The following is a 23,906-nucleotide window of genomic DNA, read 5'->3' on the forward strand; positions in this document are numbered from 1 at the left end:
GTAGTTTGGTGATGCAAACCAGTTTATTTACGATTGTCTGACGATTTTTTGAGATAAGAATTAGCCCAAGCATATCGTTGAGAATCTTTTTTAAGTAAATATTCTGCTGCTTCATGTCGTTTATTTTCATCTTTTGTACTCCTGACTACTCGTTTTCTATCATCATCTATATCTTCAGGTTTGGCACCGCGTTTAATTGCTTGTTCATACCAATAATCTCCTTTTGGATAGTCACTTTTGTCATAACATATAGCACCCATTAAGGTATAAGGTTGATGACTATCAGGTTGATACTCCATAGCTTTTTTCGCGCAAATCTCTGCATCACCTAAGTGATCCATATCTCTGAATGCTGCGCCTCTAGTAACTGAAATTGCTGACTTTAGCTTGCTTTCTCTGATTTGGCTCAAGTCTAAGTTAGTAAGTTTTAATGCCTGTTCAGGTTCATCTGCTTTGCGCCAATAACTACTGGCGGTGGGAATATCCCATTTATTTCCAGTGCGGTGAAATTCCTGCTCATAAAACTCTGCTTCTAGCCTGTAATACGCAAGAGCACTTTTTCCGCCAGGAGATAATAGTTCCTCTTCTATAAGCTGCAAAACTAACTTAGGATCTAGCCGTTCTTTTTTCTCTAATTTGACCATGATCGCGTAAAATGGCTCTAGCGGAAGTGAAGGATCTATCAATCCATATTTTCTCTTGAGAATAGCGAAGTGCTTTTGTTGAGCGAGAATAATAATATCTTCACGTCTATTATTTTGTAGCCAATCAATTTCTGATTCATTAAGTAGTTCTCCTAAATCGATCTTAGATTTTAGGGTAGAGGCGTATTTTTCATTTGCAATTTCTATAATCTTAGTCAGCTTGCGTTTTTTGAGAAAATTAATATCCTGTTCACCTAGCTGATTGGACAACTCAAGCCTTTTGATAATTTTATACAGGTGACTCTTAGGCGATGAATCCTCATAATGAGTTACTTTATACTTCACTCTCAAGGCAGCAAATTCTCGTGTTTCTTTCAGTTCTTGAGCAATGGCAATTGTTTCATTAAGTCCTTGCTGTTCCAACCATTTAATTTCTGACTCACGCAAATTTTTGTTTGCATCAATATTTTTTAGTATTAGATATAGTGGACTGGATAATGATAAATCAGAATGTTGATTTGCTTGGTATTTCTCTCTTAACTGAGCAAAGTGAGTTTCTTTTACTGACTCTTGTTGTTTAAAAATTTCTGCTGTTTCAAAGAGTTGGTTATTGAGCAGCCAATTATATTCAGAATCACTTAAACGTTCTGTAACCTCTAACTTTTTTAGTATTTGATGCAAGAAACTATCAAGATATGAGTCTTGATATTGAGTAGCTTTGTACTTAGATTTTAGTTGAGTAAATCGGCTTCTCTCTTGAGCAATCTTCTTCTTCTCTTGAGCAATCTTTTTCATCTCTTGAGCAATCTTCTTGGCTTCAGATAAATCATTTTCTCTCAGCCATTGAACTTCTGAATCAGTAAGTAAATTCCCTGAATCAATTTTCCAAAGTATAGAATACAGATGACTAGATTGCCAGGAAGTACCATGCTTTGTAGCTTTGTACTTAGACTTTAATTTTGAGAATTCAACCCCTAAATTTACAAAGTCCTTTAATTTATCTTGCTGTTCTTGACATATAAATTCAAGCTCATGTTCTCTCAACCATTCAATTTCTAGTGTAGTTAGTTGAATTCCTAAGTCAACTTTTCGCAGGATGAGATAAAGAAGACTAGAGGGTGATGAATCGGGATAATTAGTTGCTTGGTACTTGGACTTTAAAGCAGCAAAGTGTTTTAAGCGATTTTGAGACTCTTGAAGCATATTGCTAGTAGATGCGATCGCACGTAGTTAAATGTGTTATCCGCTACTATAGCAATGCCAGTAAAAAAGGGCGAGTCAGACACCCACCCCCGAAGCATAAATATTTTCTGAAAGTCAAAGTACAATTCCTACAACACCTTACACTGTCCATGATGCCGTAACAAATGGTCACACAACACCAGCGCCACCATCGCCTCAACCATTGGAACTGCACGCGGTAACACACAAGGATCGTGTCGTCCTTTTGCTGCTAATAGGGTTTCTTCACCTTCACGAGTTACTGTCTTTTGCTCTTTTCTAATTGTTGCTGTCGGCTTAAATGCAACTCGTAAAATTATATTTTCCCCGTTGGAAATTCCCCCCTGAATACCACCAGAACGGTTAGTTACAGTGCGAATTTCACCATTTTCATCAATATAATATTCATCATTATGCTCAATTCCGGTTAACAGCGTTCCGCCAAAACCGGAACCAATTTCAAAGCCTTTGCTAGCAGGGAGAGACATTACACCCTTAGCGATATCAGCTTCCAATTTATCAAATACTGGTTCGCCTAAACCTTTCGGCACATTACGAGCTACACATTCTACGACACCGCCGATAGAATCACCAAGTCTCCCAACTTGCTCAATTAATTCAATCATGCGATCGCAACATTCAGCATCAGGACAGCGGACGATATTACTTTCCACTTGTTCTAAGGTGACAGTATTTGGATCGACTACACCTTCCAAATCCTTGATGCGCTTGACATAACCGATAACTTCAACATTGGCAACTTGACGGAGAATTTTTTTAGCGATCGCACCTGCTGCTACTCTGCCAATTGTCTCACGCGCTGACGATCTACCCCCGCCTTGCCAGTTGCGAATACCATATTTTGCATCATAAGTTGCATCCGCATGAGAAGGACGATATTTTTCGGACATCTCGTCATAATCTTGCGAACGAGCATCTTTGTTCCGTACCAAGATTGCTATAGGCGTTCCTAATGTTTTGCCTTCAAATACCCCTGATAAAATCTCGCACGTATCGGCTTCTTTGCGAGGTGTCGTAATTTTACTTTGTCCCGGACGCCTTCTATCTAATTCTACTTGAATTTCTTCTGCCGAAATTTCTAGTTGTGGAGGACAACCATCAATCACAACCCCCACACCGCCGCCGTGAGATTCACCAAAAGTAGTGATGCGAAATAGATGACCAAAAGTGTTGCCCATGATCTTAAAGAAAAAGGATGAGGCTTATGTATTTTACCTAGAGTTCGCGCAAAAGTTAATTCTTGTACTTGTTTTGGTACTTGGACTTGGAATGTATAAGTACAAATAAGAAAGCGCCCTCTGTTTAGAGAGGGCGCTTTCTCAATTTAGCGAAACTTCAGAATTAACCGTTGATAGCAGGAGCGGTTAGAGCTACAGGAGCAAAGTCACCAGCAGCCAAATCTAGAGGGAAGTTGTGAGCGTTACGCTCGTGCATTACTTCCATACCCAGGTTAGCGCGGTTGATTACATCTGCCCAAGTTGCAATCACACGACCTTCAGAGTCAATGATTGATTGGTTGAAGTTGAAACCGTTCAAGTTGAACGCCATTGTGCTTACACCCAAGGCGGTAAACCAGATTCCGATTACAGGCCATGCTGCTAAGAAGAAGTGCAGTGAACGGCTGTTGTTGAAAGAAGCGTATTGGAAGATTAGACGACCGAAGTAGCCGTGAGCCGCAACGATGTTGTAGGTTTCCTCTTCTTGACCGAATTTGTAACCGTAGTTTTGTGATTCGGTTTCGGTTGTTTCACGAACTAGTGAAGAAGTTACGAGTGAACCGTGCATTGCAGAGAACAAACTTCCGCCGAATACACCAGCTACACCTAATTGGTGGAAGGGGTGCATCAAGATGTTGTGTTCTGCTTGGAACACGATCATGAAGTTGAATGTTCCTGAGATACCCAAAGGCATACCATCAGAGAATGAACCTTGTCCGATTGGGTATACCAAGAAGACTGCGGTTGCTGCTGCTACTGGTGCAGAGTATGCGATCGCAATCCAAGGACGCATTCCTAAGCGGTAGGATAGTTCCCATTCACGACCCATGTAGCAGAATACGCCAATCAGGAAGTGGAAAACTACCAATTGGTAAGGGCCGCCGTTGTACAACCACTCATCAAGAGATGCTGCTTCCCAGATTGGATAGAAGTGCAAGCCGATAGCGTTGGATGAAGGTACTACTGCACCAGAGATGATGTTGTTTCCGTAGATCAAGGAACCTGCTACTGGTTCACGGATTCCATCGATGTCAACGGGAGGAGCGGCGATGAAAGCGATTACGAAGCAAGCGGTTGCGGCTAGCAAGGTGGGGATCATTACGACGCCGAACCAACCGATGTAAATCCGGTTGTTGGTGCTGGTGATCCATTCGCAGAATCGATCCCATACGTTGGCGCTTTCGCGACGTTGTAAGGTTGTTGTCATTGTTTTATAAATGCGATTATTTGCAGATGAATTTAGGTAGGTTTGACTACCTGTTACACATCTTAAATAATTTATTGCGTTTTGTAAAGTACTTTCAGAAAAAATTTTCTCTTGGGATTTACGCACCCACAGCAGAAAATCCCCAATTCACTGAAAAAGGGGATTTTGGGTGATACCATTTTGGATTTTAGATTTTGGATTGTGAGAAATGCACTTCACTCTTCAATTCGCTGCTGGCTGCTGGGATATGGACTCTATAACCACTTCTTCTAAAGGTGGACGCACAGATAAATAAATTAATGGGCCGAATAACGGTATCAACGCTATTAACCAGAAAAACTGGGGATTTTTCCAACCGCGACGCGCCATATCATCCCTCAGTAATGTGGGAAATAATATGCAAAGTAGACAGAAATCTAAACTCATCACATTGATGAAGCGGTTAGTTTGCCACTGTTGGACAAAATTGCCCCAATCTCCGTCTCTTAAACCGTATGTAACTAAAATAGCTGTGGCTACCGTCAAAACAACCCCAGTCATACGAGAATCTAGCAGTTTGAGTAAGGTATTTTTTTTACCAATAAACTGATTATTTGGTTCCCTAATGGCTAAGTACGGCAACAAAGCAAAAGCACCAACTGCGAACGAAGCGATCGCAAACAGCCAAGCAGGTATTTTTTGTCCTCTGCCATCAATCAACACTACTGCACTGTAGATGAGAGGCCAAATACCCATGAGGTTGAATAGTGCTATTACTAAAGGATTAACACCTTCCCACTGCATAGTAGAAAGGTTTTTAATTAACTCGAATGTACCGGGTTGCTCAGGAGGCGCGAGGAAAAACGCATAAATAGTGAATCCCAGCCACAGCAAGCTAAAGGAAATTTTTCTAACCATGAAATATTTAAGTACTATTAATTTTGCCGCTATAAATTGGGCTATCTGCCTGCTATGATATCGTTCATTTGTTATTACACGATCCGATATTAAGGATTGAAATAACTGAAAGCTTCAGAGAGATAATCAGCAGCAGATGCTACTACTGCGATCGCACTTTCATAATCTAGGCGTGTTGGCCCCAAAACTCCCACACTTCCTACTGGTATCGAACCTCGGCGATAGTTGGAAGAAATCAAGGTGCAGGTGCGTATTGGTTCTAATGGATTTTCTGCACCTATGCGAACTGTTACCTTTGGTTTAGCACCATCCTCCAGTTCTGGTTCCTCAAATATTAATCGCCACAGTTGGTCTTGTTCTTCTTCCAACAGGTGGATAATCGTTTGTACCTGCTGTAACTGGGAAAATTCTGGCTGGCGCAAAACTTCTGACACACCCCGAACCATAATTTGGGTTGCAGTCGGTGCATGAGTGCGACGACTCAATTCGGCAACTGAGTTTTTCAAGAATTCTCCATAGCGTTGGAACTCCTGATCTAGTTCGCTCCAGTCAAGATAGGCTAATTCCAACAGACTTCGACCCCGCAAGTGGCTATTCAAAAAATTAGAAACAATCTGCAACTCGCGATCGATTACCTCTGAATCGCGCTGTCTTTCTTCCGGTTTTGAAGCCAAATCCATCAATTTGGAATGTGTCTCGTAACCATCAGTTACGACAATCAGCATGATCCGCCCAGCTTCAATTTGCACTAATTGCAGATGTCGCAATAGTGCTGTAGTGGTTTGCGGCATAGTGATTAAGCTAATACAACCACTCAAGGTTGCTAAAATTTGCGCGGCTCCTTGGAGTAGGGTTTCTAAACTTCGATCTTCCCACTGGAGAAGCTTTTGCAGTGCCACCTCTACTTCTCGCCCTAAACTTTCCGTACCACTTCGTGGAAGCAAGCTACGCGTAGCGTCTGTCTGCGACACACTGCGCGAACGCAGAGAAGGTGTAATTAGCTGGTCAACATAAATGCGATAGCCTGAGTCTGAAGGTACACGTCCAGCAGAAGCGTGTGGTTGGTAGAGTAATCCAGACTTTTCTAAAACGCCCATCACATTGCGAATTGTCGCCGAGCTTACACCCAGGTCGTACTCCTCGACCAAAGCCTTTGAACCAACTGGCTCTGCCGTAGCAATGTAGTGACGTACCGTTGCCCAAAGTATATGCTGTTGTCGATTTGTTAACTGGACTTCCATTGTGGTATGTTTTGCTGAAGGCAAATTTTAATCAAACTCTAAAAAATTTGTGGATTTAATCGAAAACGGAGAATATTAATAATTTATTAAGATAGCAAATTATACAGCTACATTATGATAGGTATTTTTAAAGTTAATATACATGCAGCATTTTTTAAGAGTAGGTTTGAGATAGTAGCTCAATTTTTGGGCAAAAGCTGCTAATTATAATGTACCCTTAATGCGCTTCTTTCTAACCGTATTTTTGCACAAATTTGCATTTGCAACAGTATTATTAGATACGTATTTTTTCGCTATGGCTCATGCTGAACTGTAATTTGGGCAAATCGAAAAATCTTGTGCAGATGTACTTGATGTCCAAATTGCAAGCTTTCCGGTAAGGCTCTAAAGTTATGTACTGCTGTTATCAGCATAGCAAAAGCCAGATGGAAGAGTGAGTTCCACCTGAGCAAAAGCTAATATTGGGGAATCGAAGGGTCTACTAATATGGAGTAGGCATCAATACCACCCGAAATATTTTGCACATTTGTAAAACCTTGAGCAATCAACCACTGGCACATCTGGGCGGAGCGGATGCCGTGGTGGCATAGCACAAGAGTTTCAGCTTGGGGATTGAAGAGGGTAGGTACTTGATCTCCCCATTCGGTAAATTGACTTAAAGGTAGGTTGACAAAGCCCTCAATGCTAGCGATCGCTAATTCTTCTGGTTCACGCACATCTACTAGCTGAATACTTGCATCACGAGAAGAAAGACGTTGCCCCAGTTCTTCTACACTAATTTGGTTCATGGGTTGACTAAAAGAATTCCCTATAAACAGTCCTAATCCTATTTATGGTGACAGAAAATCTCTGCCTTCGCATGAGTATCCATTCTCAAGAGGGTTGATAAATTCTGCTAGGCTTTCTGCTTAAATGGCTGTAAATTGTCTTTTTTAATAGGTTTAATGTGAATAGGCAACGTTCATTTATTGGTTTTATCGTAGCTGGGGCGATCGCACTGCTAGTAATTGCGATCGCTGGCTTTTACTGGTTTTTCGCCAAAAATCCGGCTAACCTCATTGCTTCTACCCCCCAGCCTAATGCGGCCATCTTCGTCTCCAAACTTTCCCCTGCAATGGTTTCATTGCTGACGAATCCTGACCGTTTGCAGGTGTTGGAGCGTGAAGAAGAACTATCTAAACTCAAAACCAGTTTATTCGCCAAAAGTGGCATAGATTACAAGCAAGACATTCAACCCTGGTTAGGGAACGAAATTACATTAGCGATCACCACATTAGATATTGATCGCGATCCAGAAAACGGACAGCAGCTAGGGTATCTGTTAGCACTAGCAACCAAGCAACCGGAGAAAAGCCGCGAGTTTGTCGAGTTGTTATTTTCTAAACGGGCGTTAGCTGGAGCAAACTTAGCTGTTGAACAATATAAAGGCGTAAAACTGATTTCTGACAATTCTCAACCAGAACAAGATTTGCTTGCTGGTGCTGTTGTCGGCGAAGGCTTTGTATTATTTGCCAACGATCCGAAAGTGCTGCGAGATGCTATCAATAACGTCCAAGCGCCCGATCTGAATTTGACGAGTTCCCCCGAATACCAAAAAGCTAGCAAAGAACTGCCCAAAGGGGGTTTAGCTATAGCTTTCTTGAATCTTCCCATCGTGGCAAAATGGCAAGGGTTAGAGCTACCAGAACAAACATATAACAGTGAAATCATTTCCCTGGTGTTAAACCCCAAAGGATTACTAGCGGAAACCACCTTTTTGACTTCATCGGAAATTTTTCCTCCATCTCCACCGCTATCTAAACCTGTGGGAGCATTGCAGTATATTCCAGCGTCCGCAGGTTTGGCAATTTCCGGCTCGAATTTGAGTAATTTAGGTGACAGTGATTTAGCCAAACTCTGGAAACAAGCAACAGCAACTATATATGGTTCTGAAGAAGATGTGGTTTCTCGGTTAGCAAAACCTCTGGTAGATGTTCAAAAACGCTGGGGGATAAACTTACCAGAGGATATTTTTAGCTGGGTACAAGGGGAATATGCCATAGCATTATTACCTGAGAAAGAGCAAACAACCCCCCATTGGATTTTTGTGGCAGAAAAATCCGAAGGTGTGGAACAAGGCATTGCTCGTTTAGATGCGATCGCCTCATCCAACGGACTCAGTATTAATCCCTTGACTATAGACAAGCAAAAAATCTCCGCTTGGACAGAGTTAACCACGGCTACAAAAAAAACTGATGCCAAAGAAGGAGCATCCTTTAGCATTGAAACAAAAGTACTGGGATTGCGTACAACTTTAGGAAATTACGAAATTTTCACCTCTGACTTAGAAACTATGGATGAAATTCTCACAACTAAGGATAATTCCATAATTGACAATCCTAATTTCAAAGATAGTATCGCTGCAATTCCCCTACCAAACCAAGGCTATATATATCTTGACTGGATAAAGAGCCAGAATTTGTTAGAGCGTCAAGTGCCAATTCTCAAACTAGTGGAAGTCTTAGGGAAACCGTTTTTTAATAACCTGCGATCGCTCACAGTTAGTAGTTATGGAACTGACACGCGATCGCTCAAAGGTGGCGTTTTCTTCCAACTCGGTAATTCGTAAGATTTTCATCAAAGTTGAAAGTGCAGAAGGTGAAATAATTTTTCACCTTCTGCATTTTTGCCCCATGATATTTACGTAGATTTTCTGTAGCATTTGCTATTTGTATTTGTAATCTTTGGATAGATACTGGCTGCTGGCCTAGCAATTTAGGTTCGATGTGCCAGTAGTCTCAAATACATCAGAAATAATTTACACAATACCCAGGTAGCGATCGGTAATGGGCAAAGCAATTGGCATTGATTTAGGGACGACTAATTCTGTCGCCGCTTTTAAGTTAGCAGAAGTGGAAGTAGTTACGGCTAACGATAACACGCCCCCAGATAGGAAACTGACGCGATCGGTTGTTGCTTGTGAGCAAAATAAATTTTTGGTAGGAGATCAAGCTTACAACCAACTCCGGGCTAATCCTGAAAATGTGGTTGTTTCCATCAAGCGCCTAATAGGACGAGGTTTTGGCGATCCAGCCGTACAAAAACAAAAGTCGGAATTTGGTTACAAAATTGCTCAACCGAGTCAGGGAACAGACAACGGTATTGCAGTGTGGCTAGGAGGCAAAGAATATCAGCCAGAGGATATTTCTGCTGAGATTCTCAAAAAAGTTGTGCAAAATGCCCAAGCTTATCGCCAAGGAATTGGTAAAACAGGCGAAGTCATAGATCAAGCAGTGATTACCATTCCCGCTTACTTCAACGATAAACAACGCCATGCTACCCGTACAGCTGCACTCAAAGCTGGAATCACTCCCTTAGAATTGCTACCGGAACCCACAGCCGCCGCCATATCTTACGGCTTTTCTCCAACTGGGGAAGATTTTAAAACAATTTTAGTTTTTGACTTTGGCGGTGGTACATTTGACGCTTCGGTGATTCAAGCAGCAGGAACTTCATTTATTGAACTGGGAAAAGCTGGAGATTTATGGTTGGGAGGAGATGACATTGACTCTCGGATCATCAAGTTTGTTAAACAGCAATTTGCCCAGCAAGAAAGAATTACTGATATTGATGGCTTGATTGCCAAAATGCCCCACTATCAACGGGTGCGATTTAATGCCGATTTGAAGTTAGCAGTAGAACGCGCCAAAGTTGAACTAAGTACTGCTACAGTATCTTGCATTGCTCCTGCGACTCAATTATTAGATGAATTAGGAATTGCTATTCCTATTGAAGTAGAAATCACCCGCGAGCAATTTGAGGAACTAATTTCTGATTTGGTAGAGCGATCGATTCAGATTTGCCGCCAAGCCCTACAAGATGCTGAACATCATTTAGAGATGGTAGATGTAGTGTTATTGGTTGGCGGTTCTTGTCAAATTCCTATAGTCCAACGCAAAGTTAGAGAAGCCTTTGGAGCGGATAAAGTAGTAGTGCATCCGCGTCCGATGTATGCGGTGGCGGAGGGTGCAGCAATTGTTGCGGCTGGACAAACAGAGAAAGTAACAACAGTTTCTCGTGATTATTTTATCAAGCTGGTGGATGGCGAAGAGAACAAAGAGAAAGTACTTCAGAGGGGTGATATCTTACCAGTGACTACATCCCACACTTTTAAAACTGTTGCTGATGGACAACGTTTGATTCACTTTCAATTTTTGACCCCCGATCAAGTAAGCCAAGATTTGGATGGAATATATGAAGATAACAGTATTGGAGATATTTGGTTGGGTTTAAACCAATCCTATCCACGCGGGACGGAAATTTTAATCAACTTGGAGTTAGATGAAAAAAATAGTGGGCTAAAGATGACTGCCACATTGAAAAATGCCCCTTCAGAGAGAGTAAGTTGCACCTTTTCGCGGGGAGGCTCAGACGAGAAAATATATAAGGAATTAGAAAAAACGATCGCAGAACTCAATAACCAAAACCTAACTCCTCTCGGTGTGGAAGAAGCGCTGAAGTTAGCCTTACCAGTCGTGGAGTCAGCCAACAAAATCATCGATCCGGATACGGGAGACGAACGCGGCTATTTACGCGATGATGCTAGTGCAAACTTGAAAAAATTCCAGGTATCCATGTCTAAGGAAAGCCTAGAAGCAGAGTCTCTTGCCAATCAGTGCGATCGCGTAGTTAAACTTTGCGGCTCGATAATTCCCCAACCACAGCAGGAACGATTGCAAAAGCTGAGTCAAGAATTGCAAGATGCCATCGACACCAATAACCTCTCTAAGATGAAGTCTAAGAGTGAAGATGCAAGAAGAGAACTTGACAATCTACCTGATGAAGTCCAGTTAATTCAAGCTTGTCTTTTAGCAATTCGTCAAGCCCACGCGGTTGCACCGACTCAAGCAAATGCCATGTCTGACAAACTTTCTCGGATGCTTGGCGCTATGGAAAGTGATGATGCACAGGAAGCTAATCGCTTGTGGAGTGAATTGCAACCAGATGTCAAGCATTGGCTAAATGAGGATTTACCCAGTAACAGCATTGTCACAGGACTAATGCGATGAAGATTAAGCTGAACTGTCCTGTGTGTGATTACCAAGAAATTGAAGGTGACACTTGTCCTAACTGTGATACCGATCTTTCTGTAATTCGGATGCTCAAAGAATTACCGCAGGTGGAAAATCCTGTGCGACAAGTGAAAATCGCTAAATGGCAACTAGGAGTTGCTTTACTCTTGCTGATTATCGGCATTGGGTTGGGTGTAATAGGCAGTTTTATCTTCCTGCAACCACAGTTACACACATTAACTGTCTCTTCTCCCAATCCAGTTATTAGCGATCGCCCAAAACTACCAGTTAATACTGCCCCTGTTACCGCTAAGGAACCCCCAAAACCAATTACCTATACTGTCAAATTGGGAGATCACCTCAGCGCGATCGCTGAAAAATTTTGTGGCAAAGGAACCTCTTGGCAAGTAATGGTTAAAGCTAACCCCCAACTCAAAGGGCGGGAAAATGATATAGACGTAGGGGATGTGTTAAAAATTCCCAATTGCAAGGAGAGCGATAGATGAGCATCCTTGATAGCTTGAACGCTTTAACTAAAACTTTGCTGGGAGTGGGTATTATTGATGCCTGGAAGCAAGCACCACACACTAAAGAAGCCAGCGAAAAAGCAGCACGATTAGCCCAAAACAAACATCTGCGAGAAGCAGTAATGATTGCAGAAAAAGCTCTCGCTATCTGGTCGAGAAAACCAGGTTTTTGGGAGCGTTTGATTTGTCAATTGCTGCTGGGTAAGCTGTTAGACAATTTTACTCAGCAAGTAAAGCAGTGGCGCTATCAAGTGGCGCAAGTGGATAAACTAGCTGCTAATGCGAAAACCTTTCTCAAGCAAGATACGGGCGATCCTTTAGAAACGGAAGCGCTTGCAAATGCGATCGCCATTTATCAGCGCTGTACCAAAATTCTCCACGACGATCGCATCTCGCGGCTAATCAAGCAGTACCAAGAAGAACTGCAAGGGCGACAGCAGTTTTTGACTTTAGTGACACAGGCACAGTCTCAGGCAGAAAATCGGTTCTATAAAAATGCGATCGCAGTTTACCGAGAGGCTGAAAAGCTTTATTCTACTGAATCTCTACAACAGGCGATCGCTGCAAGTGTTGCTCAAGTCCAACAAGAAGAAATTTATGATGCTGCTTTTGAAAAGGTGCAACAAGCTGAAAGTGAAGGAAGATTACAGGGAGCGATCGCACTTTTAAAAAATGCCCTGGCTAAATTTTCTCGCCCTGACGGAATTGATTTACTCGAAAAGCTACAACAAACACTTAAAGGAAGAGAACAATTTCGCCAAGGGCTAGCAGCAGAAAAAGCGGCTGATTTTAAAGCGGCTGTATCTCTTTATAGAAATGCCAGATTGCTCTTGCCTAACTCTACATCCTGCCAAATCCGGTTAGCACTTGTGGCAATTAAAACTCAAGCATGGGCAACCGCACTAACTTACCTAGAAGCTATACCTGGAGAACAAGCTGCTTATTTGCGGGGATTTGCCTACGCCCAACAAGAAGATTTACAGGTAGCTTATAAAGAATGGCTTGGGTTATCTACTGCTAACATTGCCAAGCAACGAGAGATTCTCAAAAATCTTTCCCAACGTCAACGGCTGCTAAAACTACAGAATATTGAGCAGTTGGTAGCGGCTGAAAATTGGGAGAAGGCTAAAGCAGAGAGTACCCAATTTCTCCAAAAATTTGGTTCCGATCCTTTAGTAGAGGAAAATCTAAATGAGCATATTCAGCCACGTTTAGAAGCAGAACTATGGAAAGATAAAGAATGGAAAATTATTGCCGATCAAACCGAAAAAGCTTGGATTTCACAGCCGAATATTACTACATTACATAATTTGGCAGTAGCAAATTATTATCTTGCTCAAACTTCTCCGATAAATCTATTAAATTTAATATTTTCTTTATCAACAGCTTTAGCAAATATAACTAAAGATCCTAGCCTTCAAGATGTGCCTTGGCTAGAAAATAAACCTGTAGAATTTGCCGCCGTCTCTTTAGAATTAAAACGTCGAATAGAAACTGCAATAGACATGAAAGATACAAATATTATTGAGTATTTGTATCTGCGCGATCGCTACCGATTAGAAGCAGTATCTCTAAATCTCATGGGTGAGCCGGCAAAGCGCGGAATGAAAATAAAAGATGTATATATCACACCTGTTTGTTATCAGTATTACCTTCCTCAATGGCAAGGAATTTTCGAGAATAGAATACATGCTAACCAAAAAATCTTAAGTTTCCTTTATACAAATTGGGGATTGGCTGTCGCTGCTTGTTTAGAAGGAGATTATCAAAGAGCAATTCAACTTAAACCTAAACCCTCAACCACAGATAAATCTTATATCGCAGCATTTGCTCAGAAATTTGTCGCTTATCATGAAGGTTACTATCAGCTACAGCAACAAAAATGGCGAGAGGCAATTATTCCTCTCAAGCAAGCAAAGCCAGAAATTCAAGCTAGTCAAGATTGGCAACAAGAAATAGACAGACTTTGTGGATTGCAACGTCAAGTTATATCAAACTTTCAAGAACATTTAGAGTTTGCCCAGTTTTGGTATGACTTTTTAGGAAGTAGAGACGCTAGAAGTTATCTAGCTGAGTATAAGGCAGAACAAATACGCGAACAAATTGCTAATGAACAAATTTCATCAGCAACAGCCCTGAAAGAACTACAAAAACTTAAAGAAATTGACAATCAAAATCCTATTGTAATTGACCTAATTGAGAGAATTGAATTTAACCAAGAATTAGAATTAATTGATAAGCTTTTAAAAAATAATAAATTTGAAGAAGCTGTCCAACGTGCAAAAGAATCCCAGCATCAACGTATACGTAATATTGTCTCAGACATTTTCGTAGAAATATTAATCAAGGGTTTCCAAAATCGTGATTTAGGATTTGAAGATATTTATCAATTAGGCTATTGGGCTTATGAACTCTGTCCAGATGATCCAAATGTCCAAGAAATTTATAGATTTTGTCAAGAACTGAAGGATATTGAAAATCTGATGAAATGCGATCGCTTTGATGAAGCTGTCCATCGTGCCAAATACTCACAACATAACTCTATTCGTCACTATGTCGCTGAGTTTTTTATTAAAACCTTGCTTAAAGGTATTCAAAACCGCAATTTATCTTTTGATTTGATTCAGCAATTAGGTCGCTGGGCTTATCAACTTTGTCCAGACGAACCTGCTTTTCAAGAAATTTATCGTAGTCTGAATATTCGTTAATTAAAGGTATCTAATGGAATATAATCCTTATGACATTCTGGATCTATCCCCATCAGCATCCAAAGCTGAAATTGCAAAAGCTGTAGCAGTGGCAATGAAGCAAAAAAAGCATCCTGTAGACATCATTGCTAAAGCTCAAAAAAGCTTACTGAAACCAGAGGAACGCATTATAGCCGACTATTTGCGCCCCATACTACCCACTATTAAGCACTTCAAATATAGCGATTTATCGCCTTTGGTTCAACCAGCACCTACACTGGTCTTATTGCCAGAATTTGATGGATTAGAGCAAGCGATCGCTCAATCTGCTCAAGAAGAACGCCTAGAGCAAGAGCCTTTAGCTATGACCCTATCAGAGTTATTCACCGAGGGCATTATAGCTTGTAAAGAAGAACGCTACCCCAAAGCGATAAAATACCTCGAAGACTACTGCCAAGGCTGTACAGACCGGAATAGTAAAGATTACATTCAAGCCCAAATGTGCCTGATTAAAGTGTATAAAATAATTGGACAGTCAGAAAGAGCGATCGCACTTTGTCAGCTTTTGAGTAATCATACCAATCCGCAAGCGCAAACTTGGGCAACTAAAACTTTAGCGATGTTATCAAAAGAGGTTTCTCATGTCTAATTTTATTATTAGTCAAGAACAGCTAGACTTGATCACACAAGAAATTAACAACCTCAAAAAGGACAAAGTTGTACTACAACAGTCCTTACGAGAAGAGCAAAGCCAAACCACAGCAAAGACTGAAGATTTATTTTTAGAATTGCTAGAAACTGGTGATGCGTTAGAAGCCTTACTGAATTATCTTGAACAGAACCCCAACCCCAATCCAGAATTTATCCAGCGTTTACCCAAGTCTGTCGCGGCAGTTAATCGTAAGTTTCTTAGTGTACTAGGAAAGCGCCAAGTTTTACCCATAGAAATAGAACTGCAAAGTACACAACCAGATTTTAATTTATGCCGTGTTGTTGATCGTGAAGTCAGAAATGATGTGGCAGACCAAACAATTACTAAAATCGTCCGTCGAGGGTTTTATTTAGGAGAAAAAATCCTACGTCCAACAGAGGTAATCACATCTAAAACATCAGTTGGAGAATTATAACTGCTGTTTATATAAAGAAACAGCCTAGCAATTATCTGCTTGCTTGAAAAACATTCAATTGTGGCACATTTGAATGTGGCACAACCAACTGAAATTTCACTATATTTTTTTAACTAGAATATGTATATATCATTACTAATTTAACAGCCTGTTGGAGGGCTACTATGAAATACTGTCGCCCCCGACTTCAGTTTCGCGGCGGTTGGCTGTTGGCTTTACTTACCGCCATCACAGCTACGCCTGTAATAGCAGAGACAGCGAATTTTGGCACTTTCAATTTATCAACAAACTTTGATCAAGCACAAGGAACATTACAGGGATTTACAGGTGGTTCTTACTCATTGTCTGCCATAAGTAACCGCGATCGCGATCAAAAAACCTGTATTGGTTTTGCCGATCCTAATCCAGATCATATTATGGTTTTGGAAAAGGACTTTTCCCAGCTGACAATCCAAGTCGATAGCAACAACACCGACACAACTTTACTAATCCAAGGCCCAGATAACACTACAATTCGTTGTGGTGATGACACTGGTAAAAGTAAAGATGCTAGCGTTAGCGATCGCGACTGGAAAAACGGCACATATCGGATTTGGGTAGGTACATTTAATCCTGGAGTCAAGCGGGATTATACTCTGACGGTGGAGCAGCAGTGAAGTAGGGAGTAGGGGATGAGGGAGCAGGGGAGATGAGGGGGACAAGGGGACAAGGAGAATAACCATGCCTAATCCCCAATCCCTAATCCCCAATCCCTAATCCCTAATCCCCAATCCCTAATCCCCAATTTTTAGGTGTAACACTTGAGAGGATAAGATGGGAGAGTAGCTTGTTGTGCTTTCCGAGGGTGCTATCTCGTGCTATCTATACTGCGTGCTGACTTTCGTATCATATTTGAACGTGACCCAGCTGCCCGTAACTGGTTGGAAGTTTTATTTTGTTACCCAGGTTTGCAAGCCTTGCTATTTCATAGGCTGGCTCACTGGCTGTATACTCTTGGTCTTCCCTTGATTCCACGCCTAATTTCTCACTGGGCTAGATTTTTGACTGGAATTGAAATCCACCCTGGTGCAGCAATTGGGCAAAGTGTTTTTATTGACCACGGCATGGGTGTAGTAATTGGTGAAACTGCGATCGTGGGAGACTATGCCCTAATTTATCAAGGTGTCACCCTTGGAGGTACTGGTAAAGAATGTGGCAAGCGCCATCCAACTGTGGGTGAAAATGTCGTAGTTGGGGCTGGAGCGAAGGTACTGGGAAATATCCAAATTGGCAATAATGTCCGTATTGGCGCTGGGTCTGTTGTTCTAAGGGATGTGCCTTCAGACTGTACTGTAGTGGGCGTGCCTGGGCGCATTATGTATCGTTCTGGAGTTCGGGTTTCACCTCTTGAACACAATAACTTACCAGATTCAGAAGCTCAAGTAATTCGTGCTTTAGTAGACCGCATTGAGGCGTTGGAAGAACAAATACAAACTCTTCAGCGCAACAATTCTTCAGAAAAAACTCCTGTTTTAGTGGGTTGTTTAGCCACCAAAGAGGATGAGCCAACCCACGATCCTCGCTGGTGCAATCTCAAAGATAAGACTATCCAGCAATTTCTAGATGGTGCTGGCATTTAGTTAAAAGTCAAGGGTTAAGGGTCAATCTTTTGACTCTTGACTAAATCACGGATTAATCGCTTCATTAGTCCACTGTTGCTGATCATTACGGTGGTAAAGCCATCGATTTTGTGGTTCGCCGCGTAATTCTAAATGGTCTACTTGCACCGGATCTAGTAGCAGGAGGCAAAAATTAGGGACTGGCTCAACAGGATCGGGCGGTGATGCCTCAAAGGCTCCTGCTTCTTGGATTCTGGGTTTACCAGGATAAGGCCAACCAAACTGTAAACGCGCTGCATCACTTAATTCTTGCCACATTGCGATCCGGGCTGGCTGTAAATTCTGGTGAGAATCATCACCGCTTACCAGAGTCAAACAACCAGTGATGCGGAATTGTTCTCGTGTATTGGGGAAGTACCAGCAAACTTCTGCCCAAGGTTGTTGCTGTATTTGGTCGGCTTTGGCACTACGGTTATCGGTGATAAATCTTAGCTGGTTTGTATCTTCTAAAAAGCCGCGAAAGACTAGGGTACGATTAGCGGGGCGACCATTCGCTTGTAGCGTTGCTAGTTGCAGGTAACGGGCATAAACAAGACTACGGTTGCGATGGAGTGCATGAGCGATCGCACCTCGCCAAGGAGCAAGAGACATATCAATTAAAAATTAAAAATTAAAAGTTAAAAATGAAGAAAGTCAGATTGAATCTGGGTTTCTAGGTTTGGGTCTGTTGTCTTATTTTAGACAATTGGTACAACGCTAAGTAAATAATTTTGCTGTCTCTGTGTCTTTGGGTGAGTATTATCCTTATTTCAACGCAGAATATACAGTAACGCCGTGTGCAACTTTCTCTCAGACCTAACCCCCAACCCCTTCCCTACAAGGGAAGGGGAGCAATAATCAAAGCCTCTCTCCGTTTCGGGGAGAGGTTTGGAGAGGGGTTTTAAGAATAAGTCGCACATCACGTACAGTATTATGTTGTATAAATTCGCAGATGAGCTATGGCAGAAATTCAAGTTGGAATTGAAGGGGAAGGCGCACCAGCAGCAGCCGAGGGTTTGCTAGAAATTCCTGGAATATCGGGAAGCTATGAAGTTCCGACGCAAAAAGAGGGAACTTTGGCGGCTGTTGCTACTATTGTCGGCATTGTGGGTGGTGTTGCGGCTTTAGCTGAACAAATTCGCAAATGGTATCAAGAATGGCATAAATCTCATCCAGGGAAGCAATTTGATGTGGTAATTCTTGATCCTGATACTGGAAACAGGATTTTACTTGAAGACGCTACCATAGAGGAAATCACGGAAATCCTCAAATCTATCAGCAAATAAGTGCAAACTATCCGCATTCAACTTCGGGAATGTACGCAGGAAACTGTTGAACTCAGGTATTGGCTACCTCAAATAAAGCACTATGAATCACGTCGCCTACAATTAGCAGAAATCACTGATTTCCTCAAGCAAGGTGAACGAGATTACTATAAACTGCTGCCCAATTTACCAGGAATCGGGAAGCAGTTATTTTTTTGGTTGGATGGGGATGGACGCTGGTTGAGTCGGGGAATTGCTAACTGTCGCGGTGAGGGGTTGGTAATTGCCATTGATACTGATAAAAAATTGGCACATCTACCTTGGGAAGTGCTGCATGATGGTGAGGATTTTTTGGTCAAGCGGGTTAATCCAGTGGTGTTACCTCTGCGCTGGATTGAGAAAGAAACGGAAGCGTTTTCTGTGGAAGCACGACAATTGCGAGTATTGTTTATGGCAACCGACCCGGAAGACGTGGAACCAAAGTTAGAGTTTGAACAGGAAGAAGCGAGAATTCTGGCTGATACGCGAGATTTTGCTGTTGATTTGCGGGTGGAAGAAAGCGGTTGCGTTAGCGAGTTAGGTAAGGTGTGGAGTCGCTATTTTAATGACTTTGATGTGTTTCACCTCACAGGACACGCCTCAATTAAAGATGAAGCACCTTACACGCCTTACTTTATCACTGAGACGGAAATCGGGCAACGCCACGAAACCACAGCCGCAGAACTGGCCGAAGTCTTCCGGTTTCGCTTTCCCAAGTTGGTGTTTTTATCTGGGTGTCGGACTGGACAAGCACCAGATAAAGGCGCTGTCCCTTCAATGGCTGAGGCACTAATTGCACAAGGGGCGATCGCTGTTTTAAGTTGGGGGCGGCCTGTGGAAGATCGGACAGCTACAGCCGCCGCCGCGCACCTCTACGGCAAATTAGCTGCCGGATATCAATTAGCTGAAGCACTCGCTAGCACTTACCAGCAGTTGTTTAAACAGAATGTGCGTGACTGGCATTTGTTGCGGTTATATGTCCAGGGAGAATGTCCCGGTGCGTTGGTGGAAGTGTTGGGAGATATCCCACCCTCTGCGCCGGAACCTGCATATCAACAGTTTTTAGATCCCGATACCCAACTGGTGCGGGTGGCGAAACCCTCTGAGTTTGTTGGGAGACGGCGGACTTTGCAACGTTGTCTCAAAGCTATTCGCACTTCATTAGGGGTACTAATTCACGGACTGGGGGGTGTGGGTAAGAGTACTGTGACGGCGCGACTTCTGGAAAGGATGGTTGGCTATCACAGGCTGGTGAACTTTCGGCAACTCGATGAGGACAAACTGCTCAAAACCCTTGCTGAACAATGTACCTCAGAACGGGGGCATGATATTCTTAATGGCAAGTTACCCTTGATGCAGCGCCTCACCAAGTTTTTCACTGAAGGACTCAATACCAAAGAACAGCGCTTTGCCTTTGTGCTGGATGACTTTGAGGCTAATTTGGAATTACGAAATGGGGTTTATGTCTTGCAACCTCAAGTTGTGGATGTACTGCTGGCGTTGCTAAAGGCGATGCAAAATTCCCAACTTCCCCACAAGGTAATTATTACCTGTCGCTACAATTTCACTTTGTCGGAACTGAATCATCGTCTGTACCGCGAACCTCTGGGGGCTTTGGGTGGGGCAGATTTAATTAAAAAGTTTAATCGTCTCAATTCGTTTAATGGCAGTTGGCAATTTCAGCCAGATTTGCCAGAACGTGCCAAACAAGCAGCAGATGGAAATCCTCGGCTGTTGGAATGGTTAGATAAGATTTTGCAAAATTCCCCGCAGTCGCCAGAAGCCGAGAGGGGAGTTGAGATGATTCTGCAAAAGATGGCAGATAAGGAAAAGGAATTTCGTGAGGATATTTTGGCACAGGTATTGCTGAAGCAGCAAACTCCAGCTTTGCGTCTTATGCTGGGGAAGTTGTTGGTGTATGAGTTACCTGTTCCTCTAGCTGCGATTTCCCCGATTTGTGAGGATATCTCAAGTTGGGAAAGTCATATTCAACGCGCTGAAATTTTGGGTTTGTTGGAAGTTACGCTGACCAACAACACAGAGAGGTTGTATCGTGTTCCCCGGATTTTGTCACCGTTGCTAGAGTTTCCAGAAAACCCCAAGGGTGAAGAGTTGTATAAACAAACGGCACAAATTTTGTATCGTCTGTGGTGGGAAGAGAAAACTGCTACGGAGGCGCAAAAGTTAGAAATTCATCGCTTGGGGTTGTTGGGGAAGGATGAAAATATTGCTGTAGAAATGACACATAATTTGGTTAGTAGCTGGACAAAAAAAGGCCGATATCACGAAGCAGTGCGATTGTGCAAATCTACCATAGAACTTACCCCAAACTATCGTGTTTTAAATGATATAGCTCCCCTTGAAAGCGAACTGGGTGAATTTGAACAAGCACAGCAACATCATGAACAAGCACTGGAACTTTGTCCAGAAACAGATGAAAAAGAAAAAGCTGTAATTATTCATAGATTTGCTAATTTTTATGCTACCCAGGGAAAAGTTGAAGATGCATCTGCACTCTATATTCAGTCTTTAGAATTAAAAGAAAAAATTCGTGATGGACTAGGTAAAGCTGACACTTTGCACCAATTAGGAATGCTTTACACCTACCAAGGAGAACCAGAAAAAGCCCTCCCACACTACCAACAGGCTTTAGAATTGCGGGAACAATACAATGATGAGATTGGCAAAGCAGCGACGCTACATGAACTTGGCCGTATCTATACTAAGTGGGGCGAAATTAAAAAAGCGATTGCACTTTACAATCAAGTTCTTGAAATTGATGAACGCACTGATAATGATCCAGGAAAAGCATTGTCCTTGCACCAATTGGGAATTCTTTATGCTCTGAGTGAGGATATTGAAGAGGCTATTATACTCTTTGAACAATCTTTAGAAATCAAAGAACGCAATAATAGTTTTGGTCACAAAGCAATGACTCTGTGGTGGTTAGGAGATTTGTCAGAACGACAGGGTGAATACACTAAAGCGATATCCTATTTGCAACGAGCTTTAGATATTTTAAAGCGATTGAAGTCACCGGATGCTGAAAGTGTGAGTGCAAGTCTTGATAGGGTAATGCGTAATTCGTAAAATGTCCAAGGCAAAGCGGCGACGTTGCACCAACTGGGAATTCTCTACGCCAACAAAGGGGAAGTGGATCAAGCGATCGCACTTTTCAATCAGTCTTTGGAAATAAAAGAACGCATTGGAGATGTCCAAGGCAAAGCGGCGACGTTGCACCAACTGGGAATTCTCTACGCCAACAAAGGGGAAGTGGATTAAGCGATCGCACTTTTCAATCAGTCTTTGGAAATAAATGAACGTATTGGTAATGTCCAAGGCAAAGCAGCGACGTTGCACCAACTGGGAATTCTCTACAGCCAACAAAGGGGAAGTGGATGAGGCGATCGCACTCTACAATCAGTCTTTGGAAATAACAGAACGCATTGGTAATGTCCAAGGCAAAGCTGAGACGTTGCACCAACTGGCAGGTATCTACGCTAACAAAGGCGAAGTGGATCAAGCGATCGCACTTTACAAGGAGTCTTTGGAAATAAATGAACGCATTGGAAATGTCCAAGGCAAAGCAATGACTCTGCGGAGGTTAGGAGATTTGGCAGAACAGCAGGGTGAATACACTAAAGCGATATCCTATTTGCAACCAGCTTTAGAGATTTTGCAGCGATTGCAGTCACCTTATGCTGAAAGTGTGAGGGCGAGTCTTGATAGGGTAATGGGTAATTCGTAATTCGTAATTCGTAATTACAGGACGGAAAGATTTTTTGTCTCATGCAAAGGCGCAAAGAAGAACGCGAGAGTGTTTTCTAAATAAATGAAAATTGCTGTAATGAGTCTTTTATACTCGTGGACGAGTCTTTTATACTCGTGAATGAGTCTTTGATACTCGTGGACGAGTCTTTAATACTCATGGACGAGTCTTTTATACTCGCGGACGAGTCTTTGATACTCGCGGACGAGTCTTTGATACTCGCGGACGAGTCTTTGATACTCGCGGATGAGTCTTTGATACTCGTGGACGAGTCTTTGATACTCGTGGACGAGTCTTTGATACTCGTGGACGAGTCTTTGAACTCCGTTAATGAACCTCAGAGCTTCGTTGATGAACCTCGGAGCTTCATTTGTGAACCTCGCAATGTTGTTCGGTTAAGGCAAAAGACGCGATAAATCGCCGTCTCTACAAAGGAATTATTATTGTAGAGACGGCGATTTATCGCGTCTTCGTGATTATGGGATTTATTTCATTAATAGATTTTGATAGCAATTCAGGTGAGAGAATCAGGATCTATGCCGAGCGATGTCTAGGACGGGCTACGCCTACGCACTTTTCAAGCAGTCTTTGGAAATAAACAATGCGGTATCTTAATTAATGAACCAATTTTCTATGTTTATACCATCAAAATCTTGAAAATCTGCTACATTATTCGTTACTAAAATCAAGTTATTTGTAACTGCAATACTCGCAATTTGCCCATCAATAAATCCAGGATTTTTACCAATTTTTGATAATCTAGCTCTTTCCTGAGCATGATATTGTGCAGATTTTAGATCGTAATCAAATAAAGGGATTTCTGCTAAAATTATGTTGTTGATATAATCCTCTATATCTTGACGTTTTTTAGAAACAGGAAGACGTAAACAACCATATAACATTTCATGGATAACTAGGATAGCTGTGGCTGTTTCTTGTCTATATAATCTTAGCTTTTCCATTACTTTATCGTTGGGATGAGGTCGTTTAGCCTCAGACAAAATATTAGTATCTAGTAAATAATTTAGACTCATAGATTAACTTCTCTTCCTGGTGACTTATCCCGTAGATTTTCAAAAGTATCATCATCAATACTTTCTAAATCAACCCTTTGTCTAAAGTCTTGTAAAGCTGACCAAAAATCAGTAATGTTTTTACTTTCTCTTAACCTTTTTTGATGTTCAGATATAGAAAATGTTTTTTCAACTGATAATTTATATTTGAGAAATTGAATAAAATCTAAAACTTCTTGCTGTTTATCTGGTGGTAATTCTCGGAATGTTTGTAGAACTGTTTGTTCAATAGTCATAGTTTTACCTCTGCTAGATGAGATATGATTTGATTATAAGAAAATTG

The 23,906-nt window shown here is 41.9% G+C and carries 18 protein-coding genes and 1 pseudogene; 10 read left to right on the forward strand and 9 right to left on the reverse strand.

The genetic code is table 11. The features are described from left to right. Nucleotides 1-23: 23 nt before the first annotated feature. The 6 genes from HUN01_RS17855 to HUN01_RS17880 all read right to left on the reverse strand — a co-directional run bounded on the left by HUN01_RS17855 (nucleotide 24) and on the right by HUN01_RS17880 (nucleotide 7,236). Nucleotides 24-1,847 carry a hypothetical protein gene (locus tag HUN01_RS17855; RefSeq protein ID WP_181932375.1) on the reverse strand — a complete coding sequence of 608 codons (1,824 nt, stop codon included), beginning with the start codon at nucleotides 1,845-1,847 and terminating at the stop codon, nucleotides 24-26. Between the two features lie 128 nt (nucleotides 1,848-1,975). After that, nucleotides 1,976-3,064, reverse strand: coding sequence for a chorismate synthase (gene aroC, locus HUN01_RS17860; RefSeq protein ID WP_181932376.1), 1,089 nt, complete (start codon nucleotides 3,062-3,064; stop codon nucleotides 1,976-1,978). Nucleotides 3,065-3,227: 163 nt separating this feature from the next. Continuing rightward, nucleotides 3,228-4,310 carry a photosystem II q(b) protein gene (gene psbA, locus HUN01_RS17865; protein WP_181929512.1) on the reverse strand — a complete coding sequence of 361 codons (1,083 nt, stop codon included), beginning with the start codon at nucleotides 4,308-4,310 and terminating at the stop codon, nucleotides 3,228-3,230. A gap of 222 nt (nucleotides 4,311-4,532) precedes the next feature. Next, nucleotides 4,533-5,207: a DUF2834 domain-containing protein gene (locus HUN01_RS17870; RefSeq protein ID WP_181932377.1), complete on the reverse strand. Its 675-nt coding sequence runs from the start codon at nucleotides 5,205-5,207 to the stop codon at nucleotides 4,533-4,535. A gap of 89 nt (nucleotides 5,208-5,296) precedes the next feature. Continuing rightward, nucleotides 5,297-6,448, reverse strand: coding sequence for an HrcA family transcriptional regulator (locus tag HUN01_RS17875; RefSeq protein ID WP_181932378.1), 1,152 nt, complete (start codon nucleotides 6,446-6,448; stop codon nucleotides 5,297-5,299). A 455-nt stretch (nucleotides 6,449-6,903) separates the two neighbouring features. Beyond that, the gene (locus tag HUN01_RS17880; RefSeq protein WP_181932379.1) at nucleotides 6,904-7,236 is read right to left on the reverse strand and encodes a rhodanese-like domain-containing protein; all 333 of its coding nucleotides are present in this window, start codon (nucleotides 7,234-7,236) and stop codon (nucleotides 6,904-6,906) included. Between the two features lie 158 nt (nucleotides 7,237-7,394). Between HUN01_RS17880 and HUN01_RS17885 the strand changes: the two genes are divergently transcribed. From HUN01_RS17885 to cysE, 8 genes are all read left to right on the forward strand, one after another. Continuing rightward, on the forward strand, nucleotides 7,395-9,056 hold the full coding sequence (locus tag HUN01_RS17885; RefSeq protein WP_181932380.1) for a DUF3352 domain-containing protein: 1,662 nt from the start codon (nucleotides 7,395-7,397) through the stop codon (nucleotides 9,054-9,056). A gap of 217 nt (nucleotides 9,057-9,273) precedes the next feature. Further along, nucleotides 9,274-11,496, forward strand: a complete 2,223-nt coding sequence (locus tag HUN01_RS17890; protein WP_181932381.1) for an Hsp70 family protein — start codon at nucleotides 9,274-9,276, stop codon at nucleotides 11,494-11,496. Next, nucleotides 11,493-12,005, forward strand: a complete 513-nt coding sequence (locus tag HUN01_RS17895; protein WP_181932382.1) for a LysM peptidoglycan-binding domain-containing protein — start codon at nucleotides 11,493-11,495, stop codon at nucleotides 12,003-12,005. Before HUN01_RS17890 ends, HUN01_RS17895 begins: the two co-directional genes overlap by 4 nt. Next, complete coding sequence (locus HUN01_RS17900; protein WP_181932383.1) at nucleotides 12,002-14,734, forward strand: tetratricopeptide repeat protein; 2,733 nt, start codon at nucleotides 12,002-12,004, stop codon at nucleotides 14,732-14,734. Before HUN01_RS17895 ends, HUN01_RS17900 begins: the two co-directional genes overlap by 4 nt. Nucleotides 14,735-14,747: 13 nt before the next feature. Beyond that, on the forward strand, nucleotides 14,748-15,362 hold the full coding sequence (locus HUN01_RS17905; protein ID WP_181932384.1) for a molecular chaperone DnaJ: 615 nt from the start codon (nucleotides 14,748-14,750) through the stop codon (nucleotides 15,360-15,362). Further along, nucleotides 15,355-15,840: a nucleotide exchange factor GrpE gene (locus HUN01_RS17910; protein WP_181932385.1), complete on the forward strand. Its 486-nt coding sequence runs from the start codon at nucleotides 15,355-15,357 to the stop codon at nucleotides 15,838-15,840. The genes HUN01_RS17905 and HUN01_RS17910 overlap by 8 nt, the downstream gene beginning before the upstream one ends. A gap of 164 nt (nucleotides 15,841-16,004) precedes the next feature. Continuing rightward, nucleotides 16,005-16,496 carry a hypothetical protein gene (locus HUN01_RS17915; RefSeq protein ID WP_181932386.1) on the forward strand — a complete coding sequence of 164 codons (492 nt, stop codon included), beginning with the start codon at nucleotides 16,005-16,007 and terminating at the stop codon, nucleotides 16,494-16,496. A gap of 198 nt (nucleotides 16,497-16,694) precedes the next feature. After that, nucleotides 16,695-17,459: a serine O-acetyltransferase gene (gene cysE / locus HUN01_RS17920; protein ID WP_181932387.1), complete on the forward strand. Its 765-nt coding sequence runs from the start codon at nucleotides 16,695-16,697 to the stop codon at nucleotides 17,457-17,459. Nucleotides 17,460-17,504: 45 nt separating this feature from the next. Here the strand turns inward: cysE and HUN01_RS17925 are convergent, their stop codons facing one another. After that, nucleotides 17,505-18,089, reverse strand: a complete 585-nt coding sequence (locus HUN01_RS17925; protein WP_181932388.1) for an Npun_F5749 family FMN-dependent PPOX-type flavoprotein — start codon at nucleotides 18,087-18,089, stop codon at nucleotides 17,505-17,507. A gap of 347 nt (nucleotides 18,090-18,436) precedes the next feature. On the opposite strand from HUN01_RS17925, the gene HUN01_RS17930 reads away from it, so the two are divergent. Together HUN01_RS17930 and HUN01_RS17935 are read left to right on the forward strand one after the other, a co-directional pair. Continuing rightward, nucleotides 18,437-18,763 (forward strand): hypothetical protein, encoded by a 327-nt coding sequence (locus HUN01_RS17930; RefSeq protein ID WP_181932389.1) that lies wholly within the window; start codon nucleotides 18,437-18,439, stop codon nucleotides 18,761-18,763. Beyond that, nucleotides 18,764-22,529 (forward strand): annotated as a pseudogene (locus HUN01_RS17935) (tetratricopeptide repeat protein). Between the two features lie 632 nt (nucleotides 22,530-23,161). Here the strand turns inward: HUN01_RS17935 and HUN01_RS17950 are convergent. Continuing rightward, on the reverse strand, nucleotides 23,162-23,584 hold the full coding sequence (locus HUN01_RS17950) for a type II toxin-antitoxin system VapC family toxin (RefSeq protein ID WP_181932392.1): 423 nt from the start codon (nucleotides 23,582-23,584) through the stop codon (nucleotides 23,162-23,164). After that, nucleotides 23,581-23,859, reverse strand: a complete 279-nt coding sequence (locus tag HUN01_RS17955; protein ID WP_181932393.1) for a DUF2281 domain-containing protein — start codon at nucleotides 23,857-23,859, stop codon at nucleotides 23,581-23,583. Before HUN01_RS17955 ends, HUN01_RS17950 begins: the two co-directional genes overlap by 4 nt. Nucleotides 23,860-23,906 lie beyond the last annotated feature (47 nt).

This window comes from Nostoc edaphicum CCNP1411 (assembly GCF_014023275.1).
In the GTDB taxonomy this organism is placed as follows: Bacteria; Cyanobacteriota; Cyanobacteriia; order Cyanobacteriales; family Nostocaceae; genus Nostoc; species Nostoc edaphicum_A.